This is a genomic window from Streptomyces sp. NBC_01260 (assembly GCF_036226405.1).
GTDB classification, from domain to species: Bacteria; Actinomycetota; Actinomycetes; order Streptomycetales; family Streptomycetaceae; genus Streptomyces; species Streptomyces laculatispora.
Genome location: NZ_CP108464.1, coordinates 7466523 through 7485004 on the forward strand (window position 1 = coordinate 7466523; position 18482 = coordinate 7485004).

The 18482-nt window shown below is 72.1% G+C and carries 15 protein-coding genes and 1 pseudogene; 7 read left to right on the top strand and 9 right to left on the bottom strand.

The genetic code is table 11. From position 1 onward, the window contains the following. Nucleotides 1-369: 369 nt before the first annotated feature. Nucleotides 370-1791: a helix-turn-helix domain-containing protein gene (locus OG322_RS33220; protein ID WP_123468054.1), complete on the top strand. Its 1422-nt coding sequence runs from the start codon at nt 370-372 to the stop codon at nt 1789-1791. 170 nt (nt 1792-1961) lie between these two features. Here the strand turns inward: OG322_RS33220 and OG322_RS33225 are convergent, their stop codons facing one another. Genes OG322_RS33225 through OG322_RS33240 form a run of 4 tightly spaced genes read right to left on the bottom strand, consistent with a single transcriptional unit; the run spans nt 1962 to nt 5420 of the window. After that, on the bottom strand, nt 1962-3029 hold the full coding sequence (locus tag OG322_RS33225; RefSeq protein ID WP_329307362.1) for an NAD(P)H-dependent flavin oxidoreductase: 1068 nt from the start codon (nt 3027-3029) through the stop codon (nt 1962-1964). After that, on the bottom strand, nt 3026-3805 hold the full coding sequence (locus tag OG322_RS33230; RefSeq protein WP_123468050.1) for a CoA-transferase subunit beta: 780 nt from the start codon (nt 3803-3805) through the stop codon (nt 3026-3028). The genes OG322_RS33225 and OG322_RS33230 overlap by 4 nt, the downstream gene beginning before the upstream one ends. Further along, nucleotides 3802-4650 carry a CoA transferase subunit A gene (locus tag OG322_RS33235; RefSeq protein ID WP_266413230.1) on the bottom strand — a complete coding sequence of 283 codons (849 nt, stop codon included), beginning with the start codon at nt 4648-4650 and terminating at the stop codon, nt 3802-3804. Before OG322_RS33235 ends, OG322_RS33230 begins: the two co-directional genes overlap by 4 nt. 14 nt (nt 4651-4664) lie before the next feature. Further along, nucleotides 4665-5420, bottom strand: coding sequence for an enoyl-CoA hydratase family protein (locus tag OG322_RS33240; RefSeq protein WP_123468048.1), 756 nt, complete (start codon nt 5418-5420; stop codon nt 4665-4667). 139 nt (nt 5421-5559) lie between these two features. Here OG322_RS33240 and OG322_RS33245 point away from each other — a divergent pair, with 139 nt between their 5' ends. Next, complete coding sequence (locus OG322_RS33245; RefSeq protein WP_123468046.1) at nt 5560-6480, top strand: SDR family oxidoreductase; 921 nt, start codon at nt 5560-5562, stop codon at nt 6478-6480. Between the two features lie 210 nt (nt 6481-6690). Here OG322_RS33245 and OG322_RS33250 read toward each other — a convergent pair whose 3' ends face one another. Then, a complete protein-coding gene (locus OG322_RS33250) occupies nt 6691-7281 on the bottom strand; it encodes a TetR/AcrR family transcriptional regulator (protein ID WP_124286883.1) in 591 nt (196 codons plus the stop codon). A gap of 116 nt (nt 7282-7397) precedes the next feature. Here OG322_RS33250 and OG322_RS33255 point away from each other — a divergent pair, with 116 nt between their 5' ends. Both OG322_RS33255 and OG322_RS33260 read left to right on the top strand, forming a co-directional pair. Beyond that, nucleotides 7398-8522, top strand: a complete 1125-nt coding sequence (locus OG322_RS33255; protein WP_329307363.1) for an ABC transporter permease — start codon at nt 7398-7400, stop codon at nt 8520-8522. Beyond that, on the top strand, nt 8519-9214 hold the full coding sequence (locus OG322_RS33260) for an ABC transporter ATP-binding protein (RefSeq protein ID WP_329307364.1): 696 nt from the start codon (nt 8519-8521) through the stop codon (nt 9212-9214). Before OG322_RS33255 ends, OG322_RS33260 begins: the two co-directional genes overlap by 4 nt. 2 nt (nt 9215-9216) lie before the next feature. On the opposite strand, the pseudogene OG322_RS33265 reads toward OG322_RS33260, so the two are convergent. Continuing rightward, nucleotides 9217-9905: pseudogene (locus OG322_RS33265) on the bottom strand (ATP-binding cassette domain-containing protein); the annotation flags it as partial. Nucleotides 9906-10028: 123 nt separating this feature from the next. Between OG322_RS33265 and OG322_RS33270 the strand changes: the two are divergent. Further along, nucleotides 10029-10787: a substrate-binding domain-containing protein gene (locus OG322_RS33270; protein ID WP_241200602.1), complete on the top strand. Its 759-nt coding sequence runs from the start codon at nt 10029-10031 to the stop codon at nt 10785-10787. Between the two features lie 22 nt (nt 10788-10809). Here the strand turns inward: OG322_RS33270 and OG322_RS33275 are convergent, their stop codons facing one another. After that, nucleotides 10810-12444: an amidohydrolase gene (locus OG322_RS33275; RefSeq protein ID WP_123468037.1), complete on the bottom strand. Its 1635-nt coding sequence runs from the start codon at nt 12442-12444 to the stop codon at nt 10810-10812. A 225-nt stretch (nt 12445-12669) separates the two neighbouring features. Between OG322_RS33275 and OG322_RS33280 the strand changes: the two genes are divergently transcribed. Then, nucleotides 12670-14064, top strand: coding sequence for an NAD(P)/FAD-dependent oxidoreductase (locus OG322_RS33280; protein ID WP_123468035.1), 1395 nt, complete (start codon nt 12670-12672; stop codon nt 14062-14064). 271 nt (nt 14065-14335) lie between these two features. Here the strand turns inward: OG322_RS33280 and OG322_RS33285 are convergent, their stop codons facing one another. After that, nucleotides 14336-15763, bottom strand: a complete 1428-nt coding sequence (locus OG322_RS33285; protein ID WP_123468033.1) for an amidase — start codon at nt 15761-15763, stop codon at nt 14336-14338. A 367-nt stretch (nt 15764-16130) separates the two neighbouring features. Further along, entirely contained in the window at nt 16131-17588 is a 1458-nt protein-coding gene (locus tag OG322_RS33290) for an APC family permease (protein WP_123469653.1), read from the bottom strand. A gap of 170 nt (nt 17589-17758) precedes the next feature. Here OG322_RS33290 and OG322_RS33295 point away from each other — a divergent pair, with 170 nt between their 5' ends. After that, nucleotides 17759-18475, top strand: a complete 717-nt coding sequence (locus OG322_RS33295) for a TetR/AcrR family transcriptional regulator (RefSeq protein WP_329307365.1) — start codon at nt 17759-17761, stop codon at nt 18473-18475. The last annotated feature ends 7 nt before the right edge of the window (nt 18476-18482 follow it).

Sequence of the window (18482 nt, forward strand, 5' to 3'; positions counted from 1 at the left end):
GTGTTCGCGGAAGAGCCCGGCCGCTCAGGTCGGCGAGGCAGTCGGCGGGGAGCCGGCGAGCCCTTGGTCGCAGGACCGGCCGGTGGCCGGGAGGGCGACGTCCTCCCATGCCTGCGCCATGTTAATTCCCCTGTTGAGTGCGTTTGAGTTGACGTTTAACTTAGGCTGCGGGGAAGACGCGCACAACGGGTGCGAGGACAGGAGTCTTGTTGGTTTCGGGTAACTGAGTTCTCCGTAAGCGGATGAATCCGTGTATCACGCCAGTGTTCGGGCGGTGTCGGAGTACGTGGGAACATGCCGGGACGTCACACCGGCGCGTCGGAGCACCGCACCGGTGACCACTGGCGGACACGGGACGAGGGGACTGCCATGGCCGCAACCAGCAGGGCGACGACGGACGGCGACGAGGCTCCCGGCCGGACGGACCCGGAACGGGAAGAGGCGCAGGGGGCACCGGCCGCGATCGGCCGCCGGGTGAGACGGCTCCGCAAGGAACGCGAGCTGACTCAGCGGCAGCTTGCCGAGCCCGCCTACACCGCCGCCTACGTGTCCACCCTGGAGGCCGGCAAGGTGCGGCCCTCCGAAGCCGCCCTACGGCACATCGCCGAACGGCTCGGTGTCGCCCACGAGGAACTCGCCACGGGCCGGCCCACCCACATCGCCACCGCCCTGCGGATGGAACTGGCCGACGCCCAGCGGACACTGGCCGTCGAGGACGCGGCCGACGCGCGGGCCGCCTATGAGCAGGTCCTCGGCCGGGCCGAGGAGTACGGGCTCACCCAGGAACGGGCGGCAGCGCTCGTAGGGCTCGGGGAGTGCGCGTTGGAGACGGGCGACCTGGCCGAGGCCCTGGCCCGTTTCGAGGCGGCCGAACACGCACTGGCCGACGAGCCGCTCCCCGTCCGTGCTCGGGCGGTCCGGGGCAGGGCGGTCGCCCACTTCCTGGCCGGTGAACTGCGCTACTCCTGCTACCTGTTGGAAAGCGCGATCGATGAACTGAACATGTCGGGGCTGCACGACCCGGGCGCGCTGCTCCAGCTCTACACGGCCTCGATCGCCCCGTACATGGACATGGGCGCCCACGCCCGCGCCGCACAAGCCGCTGAACTCGCCCTGGCCCTGGTCCCACAGGTGTCCGACCCCGCCCTGGTCGCCACGATGCACCGGGCTGTGGCCCGCACACTGCTCGCCGAAGGCCGTGTCGACGCCGCCCAGGCATCGCTGGCGCGGGCCGCCGAGCTCTACCAGCAGCTCCAGATCCGCACCGAACTCGCTCACTGCCACTGGATGCGGGGCTACGTCTGGGCCCAGCACGACGACCTCGTGCGGGCGGAGACGGAACTGCGCACCGCGCACTCGATGCTGGTGTCCAAGCGGGCGGCACTGTACGTCTCACAGGTGGAGGTCGAGCTCGCCGACGTCCTGCGCAGGAGGGGAAAACCGGCGGAGGCCGCAGAGCTGCTGGAAAGCCTGCTGGCCGGACTCCAGCCCGGCCGCGGCGCGGTGCACGCCGGCGGCGCCCACCGGCTCCTCGGACTGATCGCCGAGACGGCCGGGGACGCCGAGGCGGCTGAACTGCACTACGCCACCGCGCTCTCCCTGCTCGAACAGACGGGAGCTGCCGGAGACCTCGCCGACATCTGCCGCCTGCTCGGAGACCTGCTGCGCAGCGAGGGCCGGACGGAAGCGGCGCTGAACGCCTACCGAACCGGCCTCGGCCACCGCGCCGAACCGGGCACCACCACCCTCGGCCCCGCCCCCGCCCGGCCGCCGTTCGGCCCCTGGGCCTGATGCCGCCGGCCGAATACCTCTGAGCGGACACGGACACGGACACGGCCTCGGCCCCGGACCGGGCCGCGAGGCCTACCTGCCTCGCCCGGACGGGCCGGGCGACTGGGGTGCCGGGACGGCGGCCGGCCGTATCAGCCGGTTCAGACCGTGGTCCGCGCACACCAGGGGCGTCAGTCCGCACCCGGCAGCGATTTCAGCGTCAGCCGGGCCTCCTCCATGATCCGCTCGACCAGCTCCGCGCAGGACGGCAGATCGTCGATCAGGCCCGCCACCTGCCCCGAGGCCATCACCCCGATGTCGGTACGCCCCTCGACCAGCGAGGCCTTGAGCAGCATCGGTGTGTTGGCGGCCAGCAGCACCTGGCTCCAGTTCAGCTCCTTGCCGTGCTTCATCGCCAGCCCGTCACGGATCAGCTGGGGCCAGCTCGCACCGGACTCCTTCCGGAAGGCCGAGGCGTGCCGCACCGACCTCAGCAGCGAGGCCGCACGGCCGGAACGCTCCAGGGAGTCGATCATCTCGGTGCGCAGCATGCGGTGCGGCAGGCCGTCGACCCGGTCGGTGACCGTGACGTCCTTGACGGTGGCGGCCAGGTACTTCGCCTTCACGGCCGCCGGGACGGTGCTGTCGGAAGTGAGCAGGAAGCGCGTACCCATCCCGATTCCGGCCGCCCCGTAGGCGAGCGCGGCGACCAGACCGCGGCCGTCGTGGAAGCCGCCCGCCGCGATGACCGGGATGTCGACGGCGTCCACGACCTGGGGGAGCAGCACGCTGGTGGCCACGTTGCCCGTGTGGCCGCCGCCCTCGCCGCCCTGCACCATCACCGCGTCGGCGCCCCACGCGGCGACCTTCTCCGCGTGCCGCCGGGCACCCACGGACGGGATGACGACGATGCCCGCGTCCTTGAGCCGTGCGATCAGCTCCTTCGACGGGGCGAGCGCGAACGACGCCACCCGCACGCCCTCGTCGATCATGATGCCCACCCGCTCGCCCGCGTCGCCCGCGTCCGCGCGCAGGTTGACACCGAACGGCGCGTCCGTACGGGACTTGACCTCGCGGACCGCCGCGCGCAAATGCTCGACGGTCATCGTCGCGGAGGCCAGGATGCCGAGCGCCCCGGCGTTCGCGGAGGCGGACACCAGCCGGGGACCGGCCACCCAGCCCATTCCGGTCTGCACGATCGGGTACCGCACCCCGGTCAGCTCGGTGAGCGGGGTCGGCAGCGGCAGGGGCCCGGTCATGCCGGGACCTCGCGCTCGCGCAGCCCCTTCGGGTCGATGACCTCGCGGATCAGCCGGAGTTCGGCCTCCGACGGGTCCCGGGTGAACGGCACCTCGTCGGGGATCGTGAGGGCGAAGCCGGTAGCCGCGGTGACCTCCTCGACGCCCACCCCGGGGTGCAGGGAGCGCAGCCGCATGGTGCGGTCGGGGGTCTCGAAGTCGAAGACGCCCAGATTGCTGACGACTTCGGGGATGCGGTGGTAGCGGGTCGCGGAAGGGCCGGCCGCCGCCGCCCGGTCGTACCCGACCCCGCTGACCATGTCGACGTGCTCCACGAACACCCGCGCCGAGTGCTTGGGAACCCAGTAACTCGTCGGGTTGTTCAGGGTGTTGACCGGAGCTCCGCGCACCCCGAGCAGCTGCCGGGCGGGCCTGGCCCACTCGCCGATGCAGGAGATGTTCTGGTTGCCGTGCCGGTCGATCTGGCTGGCGCCCATCATCACGTGCCGGCGGCCGGTGGCGGTGAGCGTCAGGTGCTGACGGAACGGCAGCCAGCCCTCGGTGCTCCCCGGCCTCGCCCCCAGCGCGGGAGTGTCGCCCATCAGCAGGGCCTCCCCGTCGGTCAGCAGCAGATCGGGTGAGAAGGTGAGCCTCGCCAGGCGCGCCCCGATGGCCGGGACGGTGCCCATCGGGCTGGCGAGGATCTCGCCCGCGTCCCGCCACGCCTCGGCGCAGGCCACCACGCAGTACTCCGCGCGGCTCGCCGTCGCGATGCCGGTGGTCTCGGTGCCGCTCATGCTTCCTCCTGGTGGAACGCGGTGACCGCGGCCTGGTAGGCGGCTTCGTCACCGGACAGGAACCGTTCGACGAAGGCGGGCCACGCCTCGGGGTCGCGGGCGGCCCGGACGTAGGCGCGCTGGAAGCTCTCGTCCCGGTCGTGGTCGGGCACGCAGGAGGTGAAGTGCGCGCCGTTCGGCGTCTCGACGACCCCGTCCACGAACAGCCGCTTGACCAGCAGCGTCTGCGGTCCGTGCTCCTTGAGCAGGTCCGCCGTCTCCACGATCCGCTCGCAGGAGAGGTAACTGTGGTCGGCGGCCTCGCAGAACAGGTCGTCGAAGTACGGGTCGGGGCCCAGGTACTGGCCGTTGCCCTGAACGTCCGCGCGGTTGAGGTGGACCAGCGCGGCGTCCAGGCGCAGGGCCGGTGCCGCGACCAGCTTCTCCCCGTCCTCGTACGGCGAAGTGACGGTACGCAGAGCCGGGTTGACCTCCATCAGGTCCGAGCCGAGACCGGCCCGCACCGGCATGAACGGCAGCCGTTGCGCGCCTGCCGTCAGCCCCCACATCATCATCGCCTCGTCGAGCTCGACCATCTCGAACGCGCCGCGCTGCCGGGCGGCGGTGAAGTGCGGCTCCAGCGGTATCGAGTCGAGGGTCCCGAACGCCGCCACCAGCTTGCGGATCCGGCCCGCGGCGGCGAGCAGGCCGACGTCCGGGCCGCCGTACGACACCACGGTCAGATCGGTGACGTCCGAGCGCAGCAGCGCCCGGACCAGGGCCATCGGCTTACGGCGCGAACCCCAGCCGCCGATGCCGACCGTCATGCCGCTCTCCAGCCGGCCGACGACGTCGTCGGCCGTCATCGTCTTGTCGTGTGTCACGCCTGCTGCTCCTTGTCCGTGCCGAAGGTGTCGCGCACGCGGCCGGCGACGCCACTGAGATTGGCCTCGAAGGTGAAGCCCTGCTCGAAGCGGTAGCTGCGGCGTACGTCGACCGGGTCGATGCCGTTGATGGCGGCCTTGGCCAGCCGGATCAGATATCCGTCCTTGGCGGCGATCTCCCGGGCCAGTCCCAGGGCGGCCCCGGGCAGTTCGTCACGCGGTACGACGCTCCACACCGAGCCGTGCCGGTGCAGTTCCTGTGCCGTCACGGTGCGCGAGGTGTAGTACAGGGTCCGCATCAGATGCTGCGGTACCAGCCGGGCCAGATGCGTGGCCGCACCGAGCGCGCCCCGGTCCAGCTCCGGCAGTCCGAAGGACGCGTCGTCACTGGCCACGATCGCGTCCGCGTTGCCCACCAGGCCGATGCCGCCGCCCAGGCAGAAGCCGTGCACGGCGGCGACCACCGGGACCTCGCACTCGTAGACCGCTGCGAACGCCTCGAAACAGCCCCGGTTGGCGCCGATCAGTGCCTCGGGCCCGTCCGTGCGCTGCATCTCCTTGATGTCCACGCCCGCGTTGAATCCGCGGCCTTCTGCGGTGAGTACCACACAGCGGACGCCCGGGTCGGCCCCGGCGGTGCGCACCGCGGCGGCGAGGTCGTACCAGCCCTGTACGGGCAGGGCGTTGACCGGGGGGAAGTCCACGGTGACGACGGCGACGCCCTCTTCGGGGGCGGAGGTGGAGACACCCATGAGCAGATCAGCTACCTTTCCACCAAACGTTTGTTAGATTCAACGTAGCAGTGATATGGACGCCGCGGGAGAGCGTCAGGCCACCCAGTGGTCCCGGCGCCCCGTTCGCCGCTCGTCGCCCCTCGAAAGGACACCCGTCATGACCTCATCGACAGCCCTGTGCGCCGGACGCGTCGCCGTCGTCACCGGCGCCGGCCGCGGACTCGGCCGCGCCCACGCCCTGGCCTTCGCCGCCGAGGGCGCGAAAGTCGTCGTCAACGACCTCGGTGTGGGCCTCGACGGATCCGGGACGGCCACCGGGCCCGCCCAGCGGGTCGTCGAGGAGATCCGCGCGGCCGGCGGCGAGGCCGTCGCGCACAACGCGGACATAGCCACCGCCGACGGCGCGGCCTCCCTCGTCGCGACCGCGCTCGACTCCTTCGGCCGCCTCGACACCCTGGTCAACAACGCCGGATTCCTCCGCGACCGGATGCTGGTGAACCTGGACGAGGACGACTGGGACGCGGTGACCCGCGTCCATCTCAGGGGCCACTTCCTGCCGCTCAAGCACGCGGCGGCGCACTGGCGCGCCGAGGCGAAGGCCGGCCGGGCGCCCGGGGCGAGGGTCGTCAACACCGGTTCCGGAGCCGGGCTGCTGGGCAGCGTCGGTCAGGGCAGCTACTCCGCCGCCAAGGCCGGGATCATCGCCCTGACCCTGGTGGCCGCCGCCGAGATGGGGCGCTACGGGGTCCAGGTCAACGCGATCGCCCCGGCCGCCCGCACCCGGATGACCGAGGAGACCTTCGCCGAGACCATGGCGGCGCCCGCCGAGGGGGAGTTCGACGCGATGGCCCCGGAGAACGTCTCGCCGCTCGTCGTATGGCTGGGTTCCGCGGCCTGTGCCGGGGTCAGCGGCCGGGTCTTCGAGGCCGAGGCCGGGCGAATCACGGTGATGGAGGGCTGGCGGCCCGGCCCCACCGCGGACAAGGGCGCCCGCTGGAGCCCGGCCGAGGCCGGGGCGGCCGCGTCCGGACTGCTCGCGGCGGCCGAGACGCCACAGCCGGTGTACGGGGCGCGCTGACTGCGTACCCGCGACAACGTGACCGGGACGCCCGTCATGGCCGTCCCCTTCGGCCGCGACGGCCAAGGGCTGGCGCTCGGCGTCCAGTTGGCCGCGCCCCTCGGCGGCGAGGGGGCGCTGCTCGCCTTGGCGGCGCGGCTGGAGGCGGGGCACCCCGGGGCGCCCCGCCCGCGCCCTGACGGCGGAGGCGCTCGACGGCAGTTCTGTCCTTCACGGCCGCCGTGTCGCGCCTGCCACGGCGGCAACCGCCATCCGTACCGCCCGCTCCGTCACGGCCCGGTCGTCGTCACCCGACTCGATCGCGGTCGTGGCGGCGTTGACGATCCCCTGAAGCAGCAGCGCCGTGCGCCTGGGATCGTCGTCGCCCAGTTCGGTCAGCGCGCCGATCAGCGGCGTGAGCAGTTCCCGGTGGGCGTGTGCCGCGCTCTCCTTCACCACGGCCGCGTCACGGACCCCGGCCAGCGCCTGGGCGATCCGGTGCTCCCCGCTGCGCACCAGATCCAGCTGCGACGACACGTACGCGGCGATCTTCGCCTCCGCCGTGCCGGCCGCGGACATGCCGGCCCGGATGGCGTCCGTCCACCGCGGCATCGCGTCCTCGACGACCGCGGCGAGCAGTTCCGGGCGGCCGGGGAAGTACTTGTACACGCTGTTGCGGGCGAGCCCCGTGGACCTGGCGACCGCGGTGAAGGTCACGGCCCCGGCGTCGCCGCCCTCCAGGAGTGCGCGGGCCGCACGCACCAGGGCGAGCCGCTGCTGGGCGTGGTGCTCGGCGACCGTAGCGGCTCTGATCTTGGGCACGGGCCCAGTCTAGGAGGCGGACCGGCCGGAAGGGGACCCACTTGGCGACGGTGCGTCCCCATCATCTATGTTGGCGACGCACTGTCCCTAACATCGCTTCACCGAAGGGAGCCGTTGTGTTCCTCGCTCTGCTGGAGCTGCGCGCCGCCCGTGGGCGCTTTCTGCTCATGGGGTCCGTCGTGGTGCTCGTCGCGGCACTCGTCGGCATCGTGTCCGGTTTCACCACCGGCCTCGGCGACGACACCATCTCCGCGCTGCGCCGCCTTCCGGCCTCGCACCTTGTCTTCTCCTCCGACGCCAGGTCCGACCAGTTCGCGCGCAGCCTCCTCGACGCGAAGACGGCCTCGGCCTGGCGCGAGGACGCGGACACCGACACCACGCCGCTGGGAATCTCCATCACCCGCGGCACGACGGACCGGGGCACCGAAGTCGATCTCGCCGCCTTCGGAATCGACCCCGCCGCCTTCCTGAACCCCTCCGTCACCAGCGGCAAGGGCCTCACCACCGACGCGGCCGACACCGTCGTGATCTCCGCCAAGCTCGCCGACGAGGGCGTGCGGATCGGCGACACCCTCGTCATCGACCGGCTCGGCATCCGGCTGCGCGTCGTCGGACTGACCGAACGCTCCAGCTACGGCCATGTGCCGGCCGCCTACGTCCCATTGGCGACCTGGCAGCGCATCCGCTTCAGCACCCCCGGCGCCCCGGCCTCCGCCGCCGCCGCCGAGCTCCCCGACCAGTTCAGCGCCCTCGCGCTGCGCACCCCGGCGGGCACTCCGGTCGCCGACCTGGACAAACGGCACTCCACCAGCACCGTCACCAAGGAGAAGGCGTACGAGGCGGCCCCCGGGTACACCGGCGAGCGCCTCACCATGAACTCGATCCAGGTCTTCCTCTACCTGATCGCACCCCTGGTGGTCGGCGCCTTCTTCGCCGTCTGGACCGTGCAGCGGCAGCCCGAACTGGCCCTGCTGCGCGCGCTCGGCGCCTCCCGCCGGCGGCTGCTCGTCCACACCGTGCTCCAGGCCGCCCTGGTCGTCGTCCTCGGCACGGCCGCGGGCGCCGTGCTCGCCGGAGCGGTCGGACTGCTGGTCGGTGAACAGGTGCCGTTCAGCCTGCCCGCCCTCACCCTCACCACCACCATGTGCACCGTCGCAGCCGTCGGTCTGCTGGGCAGCGCCCTGACCCTGCGCCGCGTCACCTCCGTCGACCCGCTGACCATGCTGGGAGCCAACCGATGACCCTCGAACTGATCGGTGTCACCGTCGCGTTCGGCCGGACAGAAGCCCGCACCACGGTTCTGGACGACCTCGACGCCACCTTCGAGCCCGGCCGGATGACCGCCCTCGTCGGCCCGTCGGGCTCCGGCAAGTCCACACTGCTCGCCGTCGCGGGCGCCCTCCTGCGTCCCACCGCCGGGCAGGTCCTGCTGGACGGCGAGGACCTGACGGAAGGCACCGACGCGCAGCGTTCGGCGGTGCGCCGCGAACGCATCGGATACATGTTCCAGAGCGGCAACCTGCTCTCCGGGCTGCCCGCTGTCGAACAGCTCCTGGCCGCCGTGTACATCAACGGAGAGCACCCCCGCTCGCACCGTTCCCGCGCCGAGGCGGCCCTGTCCGAGGTCGGCCTCGGTCATCGCCTGCGCCACCGCCCCGAACAGCTCTCCGGCGGCGAACGCCAGCGCGTCGCCCTCGCCCGCGCGCTGTTCCTCTCCCCGCAGCTCCTCCTGGTCGACGAACCGACCGCGGCCGTCGACCGCTCCCAGGCCGGCGAACTCGCCGAGCTCCTCGCCGCACGCACCCGCAGGGACCAGTGCGTCACCGTCGTCGCGACGCACGACCCGGCCGTGGCGGAGGCCGCGGACCGGGTCGTCGACATGGCGCGGACGCCCCGTCCCACCGGGCCCGGGAGCTCCCGTCGCGGAAGCTGAGGCGCGGGCCGGCCGGCCGTCGCCAGGCCCGGGTCCCAGCCGCGACGCGGTACGGAGTCGAGGAGCAGCCGGGTGTACGGATGCTCCGGGCCGTCCAGTACGCGTGCCACCGGGCCCGCCTCGACGACTCGGCCCGACCTGAGCACCATGACGTCGTCGGCGACGTGCCGGACCACGGAGAGGTCATGGGTGACGAAGAGGTAGCCGATGCCCGACTCGCGCCGGATCGTGGCGAGCAGGTCGAGGATCTGCGCCTGGATGGACACGTCCGGCGCCGCGACCGCCTCGTCGAGGATGAGGACGCGGGGTCCGACCGCCAGGGCCCGGGCGATGGCGACGCGCTGGCGCTGTCCGCCGGAGAGCCGCCGGGGCAGCGCTCCGGCCTCCCGTTCGCCGAGGCCCACCTGGTCCAGGAGCGCGGCGACCCGCGAACCACGGGCGGCCGCGTCGAGCCGGGTGTGGAGGCGCAGTACCTCATCTCGCGGGCGCGCGCGAGCCGTTCGGCCCGGCTCCGGGCGCGGGCGGAGCGGTCCCGGCCGTCCAGGCGGACAGTGCCGCCGTCCGGCCGCGCCAGGCCCACCAGCATCCGGGCCACGGCCATGGCGATCACCGGAGCGGTCATGCCGGGGCCGACCACGGACACCGGGAGGATCGCCAGGAGCAGCCCGGGGATGGCGAACGCCATGTCCATCGACCGGGACAGGATCGTGTCCGCCCAGCTGCCCCGCCAGGCGGCGACCACGCCGAGCAGGATGCCGAGGAGGATGGAGACGCCGACGACGAGCAGCGGTCCGAGCAGACCGGTCCGCGCGCCGTGGATCAGCCGGGACAGGATGTCGCGCCCGGACTGGTCCGTACCGGGCAGATGGTCTCCCGTGGTCCCGGTCAGGCTCGACGAGAGGTCGAGGGACTCGGGGTCGTGCGGGGCGAGGACCGGAGCCAGGAGGGCGATCAGGACGAGCGCGAACATGACCGCGACGGCCGCCGCGAACAGTGGTCCCTGGCCGAGGATCCGGAGGCCGCCCAGACCGGGGCGGCGGCGCAGCACGCCGGGTGCGGCGGCCTGCCCTTTGAGGCACAGGGTGCCCGGCGGCCCGCGCTCGTGCTCCCCGACAGTCCGACACGGTTCTACGCGGGAGTGCTCGCCGCCTACGGCGACTGGTGCGCCGAGCACGGACGGCCCGAGCATGTCGTGTTCGCCCCCGAGGCGGGCAACGGCCCCGTCGTGGAAGCCGTCGAGGTGGCCCTGAGCGGGACCTGCCGGCCCGACGCGCTGTGCGTCGTCCCCGAGGCGAGCCCGCCTCTCGTTCTGGAGGCGGCGCGCCGCCACGGATACGACGTGCCCGGCGACCTGCTCGTGGTGTGCGTCAGCGAGGACGCGACGGCCACCCACACCCGGCCCGCGCTGTCGACCCTGAGCCTGCGGCCCCAGGAGGTCGCGGAGGCCGGGATCGACCTGCTCGTCGCGGCACTGGAGCAGGGAGGTGCCCCGTCTGCCGGGGTGCTGGTGCAGACCCGGCTAGAGGTACGGGCGTCCTCGCTGCGCACGGACACGGGCGCGGGCACGGACTGAGGACGTACGGGTGCCGGGCCGCTCAGCCGGAGTGGACGAGTGAGCCTGCGACATAGGTCCGCAGGACCCGCGCCTCGGAGATCTCCTCCGGCGGCGCGGTGAAGATGTCGCGGTCCAGGACCACCAGGTCGGCCAGGTTTCCGACGAGCAGACTGCCGGCGTCGTCCAGGCCGTTCACATGGGCGCTGCCGGCGGTGTACGCGGCGACGGCCGTCGCCGGGTCCAGGCGCTGCTCGGGGAGGAAGACCGGGCTGTCGGCGGCCCCGGGCTCCCTGCGGTTGACCGCGACGTGGATGCCCTGGATCGGGTCCGGACTGCTGACCGGCCAGTCGCTGCCCGCGGCGAGGGTGGCGCCCGCGCGCAGCAGGTCGCCGAACGGGTACTGCCAGGCGGCGCGTTCGGGCCCGAGGAACGGGATGGTCAGCTCGTCCATCTGGGGTTCGTGGGCCGCCCACAGCGGCTGGATGTTGGCGATGGCGCCGAGGCGGGCGAAGCGCCTGATGTCGTCGGGGTGGACGACCTGGAGGTGGGCCAGGTGGTGGCGGTTTCCGCGCCGGCCGTTGGCCTCGACGGCGGCCTCTACCGCGTCGAGTGCCTCGCGGACGGCCCGGTCGCCGAGTGCGTGGAAGTGGACCTGGAAGTCGAGGGCGTCGAGCCGGGTGACATGGCCGCGCAGGGCGTCCGGGTCGACGAAGCTCAGACCGCTGTTGGTGGTGGCGCAGCCGCAGCCGTCGAGGTACGGGGAGGTCATCGCGGCGGTGAAGTTCTCGGCGATGCCGTCCTGCATGATCTTCACCGAGCCGGCCCGGAACCGTCCGTGGCTCAGCTTCTCGCGGTTCGCGACCAGTTCGTCGATCTGCTCGGCCCCACGCTCGCGGTCCCACCACATCGCGCCGGTGACCCGGGCGGTGAGTGAGCCGTCGCGGGCCGCGGTCAGATAGGCAACCGATGGATCGGTAACGCCGTTGAACCCGCCGAGCAGGGCGTCCTGCCAGCCGGTGATGCCGAGGGAGTGCAGCAGTTCCTGCGCACGCAGCAGACCCGCGAGTCGGTCCGCCGGGGTGGTCGCCGGCACCAGCCGGGAGACCAGCGCCTGGGCGCCTTCCTGGAGCATTCCGCTGGGCGAGCCGCCCGGCTCGCGCTCGATGCGGCCGTCGGCGGGATCGGGGGTGGCGGCGGTGATCCCGGCCAGTTCGAGGGCCCGGGTGTTGGCCCAGGCGCCGTGGTGGTCACGGTTGGCCAGCAGGACCGGGCGGTCGGGGACCACGGAGTCGAGCAACTGCCGGGTGGGCAGTCCGCCGTCGAAGCTCTCCAGCGACCACCCGCCGCCGGTGATCCACGCACGGTCGGGATGAGCATCCGCGTAGGCCCGGATCAGGGTCAGGTACTCCTCGGCGCCGACGGTGCCGCTCAGGTCGCACTCGGCCAGCTCCACCCCGGCGGACACCGGGTGGATGTGGGCGTCCTGGAAGCCGGGGAGCAGCAACTTCCCCGTGAGGTCGACGACTTCGGTGCCTGGGCCGATGAGCTCACGGACCTCGTCGTGCCCGACCGCGGTGATGCGGTCGCCGACGACGGCGAGCGAGGTGGCCCGGGTGCGGGCCGGATCGGCGGTGAAGACGGGGCCGCGTGTGAAGACCAGATCGGCCGTGGTCATACGGTGCTCCAGAACGTGAGAGAACGTGGCGGGGTGTCATGCAAGCGGCTCGGACATCCATGCGTCAATGCCGTTGTCATAAAGTTCGGCGCGGTCGGCCGCGTGGATTCGGCAACCGGATGGCGGCGTCCTTATGTCAACCCCATTGACCTTGTGGCCCCCGGGGCGGTCTCATGGCGGCACTTCGGAGGCCCGTACCTCCGAGATCCGAAGGAGCCCCACCCCATGAACCACCTCGACTCGCTCCGGGACGTCTCGCCGGTCCCGTTCTGGCTCGACGACCCCGACCGGCCGCAGGCCACTCCCGCGCTCGTCGGCGACACCGCCTGCGACCTCCTCGTGGTCGGCGGCGGATACACCGGTCTGTGGACCGCCCTCGTCGCCAAGGAGCGCGATCCGTCCATGGATGTGGTGCTCATCGAGGCGGACGAGGCCGGCGGCGCCGCCTCCGGCCGCAACGGCGGATTCTGCGAGTCCAGCCTCACCCACGGCCTGGCCAACGGACTCCAGCGCTGGCCCGAGGAGATCGGCCTCCTGGAACGCCTCGGCCGCGAGAACCTCCAGGCCATCGAGGACACGATCGAACGGCACGGCATCGACTGCTCCTGGGAGCGCACCGGCTCCCTGGTGGTGGCCACCGAGCCGTACCAGGTCGAGGGACTGAAGGAGGAGGCCGAGACTCTGGCCAGGTTCGGTGCCAACCCGGTTCTGCTCGACGCCGAGGCGGTCCGTGCCGAGATCGACTCCCCGACGTTCCTCGGCGGCGTGTGGAACAAGGACGACGTGGCCATGGTCAACCCGGCCCGGCTCGCCTGGGGGCTCAAGCGCGCCTGCCTCGACCTCGGCGTCCGCGTCCACGAGCGCACACCCGCCACCTCGCTCCGCGAGCAGGGCGACGTGATCGTGGTCCGCACCGCCTACGGGCGGATCACCGCCCGGCGCACCGCCCTCGCCACCAACGCCTATCCCTCCCTGCTGCGCCGCCACCGCCCGTACACCGTCCCCGTGTACGACTACGCGCTCATGACGGAGCCGCTGACCGAGCAGCAGCTCGCCGCGGTCGGCTGGCGGAACCGGCAGGGCTTCGCGGACTGCTCCAACGAGTTCCACTACGTCAGGCTCTCCGCGGACAACCGCATTCTGTGGGGCGGTTACGACGCCGTCTACCACCGCGACGGCGAGGTCAGCGCCGAACACGACCAGCGGCCCGAGACCTTCGCCACGCTCGCCCGGCACTTCTTCACGTCGTTCCCGCAGCTGGAAGGTATCCGGTTCACCCACGCCTGGGGCGGTGCCATCGACACCTCCACCCGTTTCTGCGTGTTCTTCGACACGAGTCATCACGGGAAGGTCGCCTACGCGGCCGGGTTCACCGGCCTCGGCGTCGGCGCCACGCGCTTCGGTGCCGAGGTCATGCTCGACCTCCTGGCGGGCGAACGCACCGAGCGGACCCGGCTGGAGCTCGTCCGCCGCAAACCGCTCCCGTTCCCGCCCGACCCGATCCGTTCGGCCGGCATCGGCATCACCAAGTGGTCGATGAGGCGCGCCGACCGGAACGAGGGACGGCGCAACCTCTGGCTCAGGACGCTCGACCGCTTCGGCCTGGGCTTCGACAGCTGACGACACCTGACGACACCTGACGACGGGTGGCCGGGTGACGAGAACACGTGGGTGACACGACACCCGCCCGGCGCGAAAGCCGGTGGCACTGCCCGTAGGAGGGGTCCTGTCGCCGGAAAGGGCCTCCGACCCGGGTCGGAGGCCCTTTCCGGTCCCGCGCCGGACTGTTGCCTCGGCCGCTGCCCCGGTTCCGGTCGCACGGCGCCCTTGGTGCGGGACGGCGGCACGGTCTCGGCGCGCCCGCGTCCCGCACCGCGGGGCGCAGGCCGGTTCAGAGAGCCGGAACACTGTTCCAGGGGCGGACGGCCTCGATCGCCGCCGCGGCGCGGAACACCGTGGCGTCGTCGTAGGTGCGGCCGACGACCTGCACTCCCGTGGGCACTCCGGTCGAGGCGAAACCGGACGGCACACTCAGCACCGGGCAGCGGCTGGCGATGTTGAACACCGTGGTCATCGCGGACTCCAGATAGAAGTCCAGCTCGACGCCGTTGACCACTACCTTGGTCGAGAGGTAGTCGTCGTCCGCCTTGAGCGCCGGAATGGCGGTCGTCGGGCACAGCAGGACGTCGTAGCGGTCCAACAGTGCGCCGAGCGTCGCCTGTATCGCGGCCTCGATCTCAAGGCCCTGCAGGAGGCTGCCGGGCTCACGCACGGCCTCGGTGCCCCGCCGGGCGAAGTCGAGCGCGTAAGGGGTGAGCAGGTCGCCGTGCTCGGCGGCGACCGACGCGATGTAGGGGCCGAAGATGGAGCCGAAGTGGATCATCGATGCCCGCATCACGTCCGCCCGCATGATGGGGACCTCCACCTCCTCGACGACGGCTCCGGCCGCGCGCAGGGCCTCCGCGACCGCGCGGGTGTTGGCCTCGACCTCGGGATCGACGGGCCAGTCCCCGAGGGTGACCGAGAGCGCCACCCGCAGGCCCTTGACGCCCTCGAACCGCTCGGGCAGCACGAACTTGGGGCGCAGCGAGACCGCGTCCGAGGGGTGGGGCCCGGCAATGACGTTCTGCAGCAGGGCGCAGTCCCCGACGGTGCGCGCCATCGGACCGTCGTGGCAGTACGTGTCGAGGTTGAACGGTGCCATCGCCGGCACGCGCCCGTACGGCGGCTTGTAGCCGACCGTGCCCGTGTACGAAGCGGGGATGCGGATCGATCCGCCGATGTCCGAGCCGGTCGCGAGCGTCGTCTCACCCGCCGCGAGCGCGGCGCCCGCGCCGCCCGAGGAGCCGCCCGGGGTGAACTCCTGGTTCCACGGGTTGCGGGTGATGCCCCACAGCCGTGACTGCGTGTAGCCCGCGCAGCTGAACTCCGGGGTCGTGGTCCGGGCGTGCACGATGCCGCCGGCCTCCTGGACCCGCTCGATCACCGGGTGCGTCTGGTCGGAGATCTCGTCGCGGAAGGCCAGGGAGCCGTCCGTGATGCGGCGGCCCGCGATGGGCTGTTCCTCCTTCGTCGCGACGGCGAGGCCCTCCAGCGCGCGCGGCGCCTCGCCCTTGCCCGCGTACCGCGCCTCGGCCTCGCGGGCGGTGGCGAGCGCCTCGTCGAAGGTCCGCTCGGCAAGGGCGTTGACCTTCGGCTCGACGGCTTCGGCGCGGGCGATGACCGCGGTCATCAGCTCGACCGGTGACAGGGAGCGGTCATGGAAACGGCGCAGGGCCTCGGTCGCGGGCAGATAGGCGATGTCGGTGAGGTCGGTCATGTGATGGTCCTTTGCGATGCGTCGGAGGAGTCGGCCGGGTATGCGGCGGCCTTCGGGGGCGCGGGTCGGATCGCGTCCGTGCCGCGGGCACCGGGTCGGGTACCGCGAGCCCGTCGCCGGCGCGGAGGAGGGCGAAGCCCTCGTCGCGCCGGATGCCGGCGGGTGCGTGGGGAAGCGCATGGGCGGAGCGTTGCTTCGGGGGCGCGCCGATCACGACGGGGAGTGCAGCGGCCCCCGGTCTGCGGAACCCTCCCCTCCGGTAGCCGTGCGCGGGCTGCCGGAGGGGACGCTGTGCGGCGGTCTGTGATTCGGTCCGAGCGGCGGTCTGTGATGCGGTCCGTGGCGCGCGTCAGCAGCGGTGTGCCGGTCAGCCGGTGCCGGTCGGTTCGCCGGCATCTACGGCGCCGGGAGTGCGGGTGCCGGTGAAATAGGGCGACCGGCGGTGCCAGCGGGCCCACGCGGCCGCCACCAGGCCGGAACCGATCATCAGGACCGGGACGAGCAGCGCGAACCAGCCGTTGTCCGCGGAGACTTCGAAATGATCGGCGGAGGTGTAGAAGGTCCAGGCGAGGTAGCCGCCGGTGGCGAGCAGCACCAGCGCGCCCAGCGACGGTCCGACGACAGCGCGCAGTGCCTCCAGCGGCGACGTGCGCAGCAGTTGGCGGAACCGCACCGCGGCGGCCAGGGCGGTGAGCGCGTAGTAGAGGGCGACGACGATGCCGATCGCGTTGACGGCGGCGAAGATCAAGTCGTTGACGGTGGGGATGACCAGCGCCATCGCGGCGAGAACCAGGGCGATCGCGGTGATCAGCAGGGTGCCGACGGCGGGGGTCCCGTGCTTGGGGTGCAGGCGCGTCCAGACGGAGCCGAGGACACCGTCGCGGCCCATCGCGTACATCCCGCGGGCGGTGGGGATGACCGAGGCCTGGAGCGAGGCCACCGCGGAGAACATGAGAGCGATGAGCGGCAGCGCGGCCAGCGGCTGCTCGGCGAGTTTCATGCCGAAGTAGGAGAGCCCCTGCGCGCCGTTGTCGGCCAGTTCGTCCAGCGGCAGGACCCGCTGGAAAGCGGTGCCGGCCAGCAGGAAGAGGAGGAGCATGACGGCCAGGGCGATGAACCCGCCGCGGGAGGCGTCGCGCGGGTCGCTGACCTCTTCACCGACGCTGAAGACGGACTCGAAGCCCCAGTAGCAGAAGACCGCGAGCATCATGCCCTGGGCGAGTGCTTCGGCCGAGGGGATGTCGAAGGGGTTGTACCACGTGAGCGAGAACGGCTGGTCCCCGGCGAACAGGCCGTAGGTGCAGAACGCGATCAGCACGCCGTACTCGAAGATCAGCAGGTATTTCTGCAGACGCGCGGCGAGGTCCAGTCCGCGGACGGCGACCAGCGAGGCGGCGACCAGCACGGCCATGCCGAGGAGCGTGGACTGCAGGGTCGAGTCCGGGTCGAGGGAGAGGCCCGCGACGCTGTGGACGGTGGCCTGCCCCAGGAGCTGGATGATCGCCGAGCCGGTCACCGTGGTGGTGTAGGCCATGAACACGACGGTGCCGACGACGTTGACCCACCCGGTCAGGAAGCCCAGCCAGGGGCTGAAGATCCCGCCGACCCACTTGTAGCTGCTGCCGGCGTTGGGATCGATGCGGTTGAGCCGCCCGTATCCGCCGGCTATGCCGAGCACGGGCAGGAAGGCCAGCAGCATGATCGCCGGCAGGTGCAGGCCGACGATGCCGGCCATCAGACCGAGTCCGATGCCGATACTGCTCGTGGCGGCTGTGCTCGAAGCGGCGAGAACGATGCCGTCGACGACACCTATGGACTTCCGCATCGCGGTCCGGGGCGCCTCGGCGCCACTGCTCGGCCCGGTGTTCACATTTTTCACTGGTACTGCCAACGGATCGTCGCCTTGCTTGGGAAGAGAGCTGGAGAGTCTGGATGGCAGGTCATGAAACCCTCCATCTCCTTCACAGGTCAATGGTGTTGTCGTAAGCTCCGGACATGGGTGAACGTGTGGTTCCGGAGCCGCAGCGGCGGCGCAGACGGCCGACGAAGCAGGGCACCGTGCTGTCCGAACAGGTCATCGTGGAGACGGCCCTGCGCCTGGTCGGCCAGCACGGTGCGGACGCCTTGACGGTCCGGCGGCTGGGCGGGGCACTGGGCGCCGACCCCAGTGCGCTCTACCGGTACTTCCGCAACACCGACGACCTGTTGCTGGCTGTCGCCGACGAGCTCATCGGCCGTGCGCAGCTCGGCTGGAGGCCCACCGGCGAGTGGCGTTTCGACCTGTGCGAGCTGGGTTTGCGCGTCCACGCCTCGTACCAGGCGCATCCGCAGGCCGCGTTGCTGGCCGCGCACCGGACGACCGGGCGGGACAATGAGCTGCGGGCCGTCGAGATGATCCTCGGCGTGCTGCGGTCGGCAGGCTTCGGCGACCGGGAAGCGGTCCGGATCTACCACGCCTTCGTGGACCAGGCGCTCGCCTTCGCGGCCCTGGACGCGGCCGCGCTCGCGCTGCCGGCTCCCGCGCAGGCGGCCGATCTCCAGGTGTGGCAGGACCGCTACGGCCGACTGGATGCGAGCGCCTACCCGCACATCGTGGCCACCGTGCGCCTGCTGGCTCACGAGATGAAGTTCAGCGGCTATCCGTTCGCGCTGGAACTGCTGCTCGACGCCGTCGAGGCCAGGCTGCCGCCGGCGGGTGGGGAGCCCGGCTGAGCCCCGG

Bases quoted from the DNA above. Each gene is read 5' to 3' on its own strand.
- OG322_RS33275 (WP_123468037.1), bottom strand. From the start codon at position 12,444: ATGACCACGGCCGATCTGGTCTTCACACGCGGCCCCGTCTTCACCGCC.
- OG322_RS33225 (WP_329307362.1), bottom strand. From the start codon at position 3,029: ATGACCGGGCCCCTGCCGCTGCCGACCCCGCTCACCGAGCTGACCGGG.
- OG322_RS33230 (WP_123468050.1), bottom strand. From the start codon at position 3,805: ATGAGCGGCACCGAGACCACCGGCATCGCGACGGCGAGCCGCGCGGAG.
- OG322_RS33220 (WP_123468054.1), top strand. From the start codon at position 370: ATGGCCGCAACCAGCAGGGCGACGACGGACGGCGACGAGGCTCCCGGC.
- OG322_RS33245 (WP_123468046.1), top strand. From the start codon at position 5,560: ATGACCTCATCGACAGCCCTGTGCGCCGGACGCGTCGCCGTCGTCACC.
- OG322_RS33235 (WP_266413230.1), bottom strand. From the start codon at position 4,650: ATGACGGCCGACGACGTCGTCGGCCGGCTGGAGAGCGGCATGACGGTC.
- OG322_RS33240 (WP_123468048.1), bottom strand. From the start codon at position 5,420: ATGGGTGTCTCCACCTCCGCCCCCGAAGAGGGCGTCGCCGTCGTCACC.
- OG322_RS33290 (WP_123469653.1), bottom strand. From the start codon at position 17,588: ATGCGGAAGTCCATAGGTGTCGTCGACGGCATCGTTCTCGCCGCTTCG.
- OG322_RS33280 (WP_123468035.1), top strand. From the start codon at position 12,670: ATGAACCACCTCGACTCGCTCCGGGACGTCTCGCCGGTCCCGTTCTGG.
- OG322_RS33295 (WP_329307365.1), top strand. From the start codon at position 17,759: ATGGGTGAACGTGTGGTTCCGGAGCCGCAGCGGCGGCGCAGACGGCCG.
- OG322_RS33285 (WP_123468033.1), bottom strand. From the start codon at position 15,763: ATGACCGACCTCACCGACATCGCCTATCTGCCCGCGACCGAGGCCCTG.
- OG322_RS33260 (WP_329307364.1), top strand. From the start codon at position 8,519: ATGACCCTCGAACTGATCGGTGTCACCGTCGCGTTCGGCCGGACAGAA.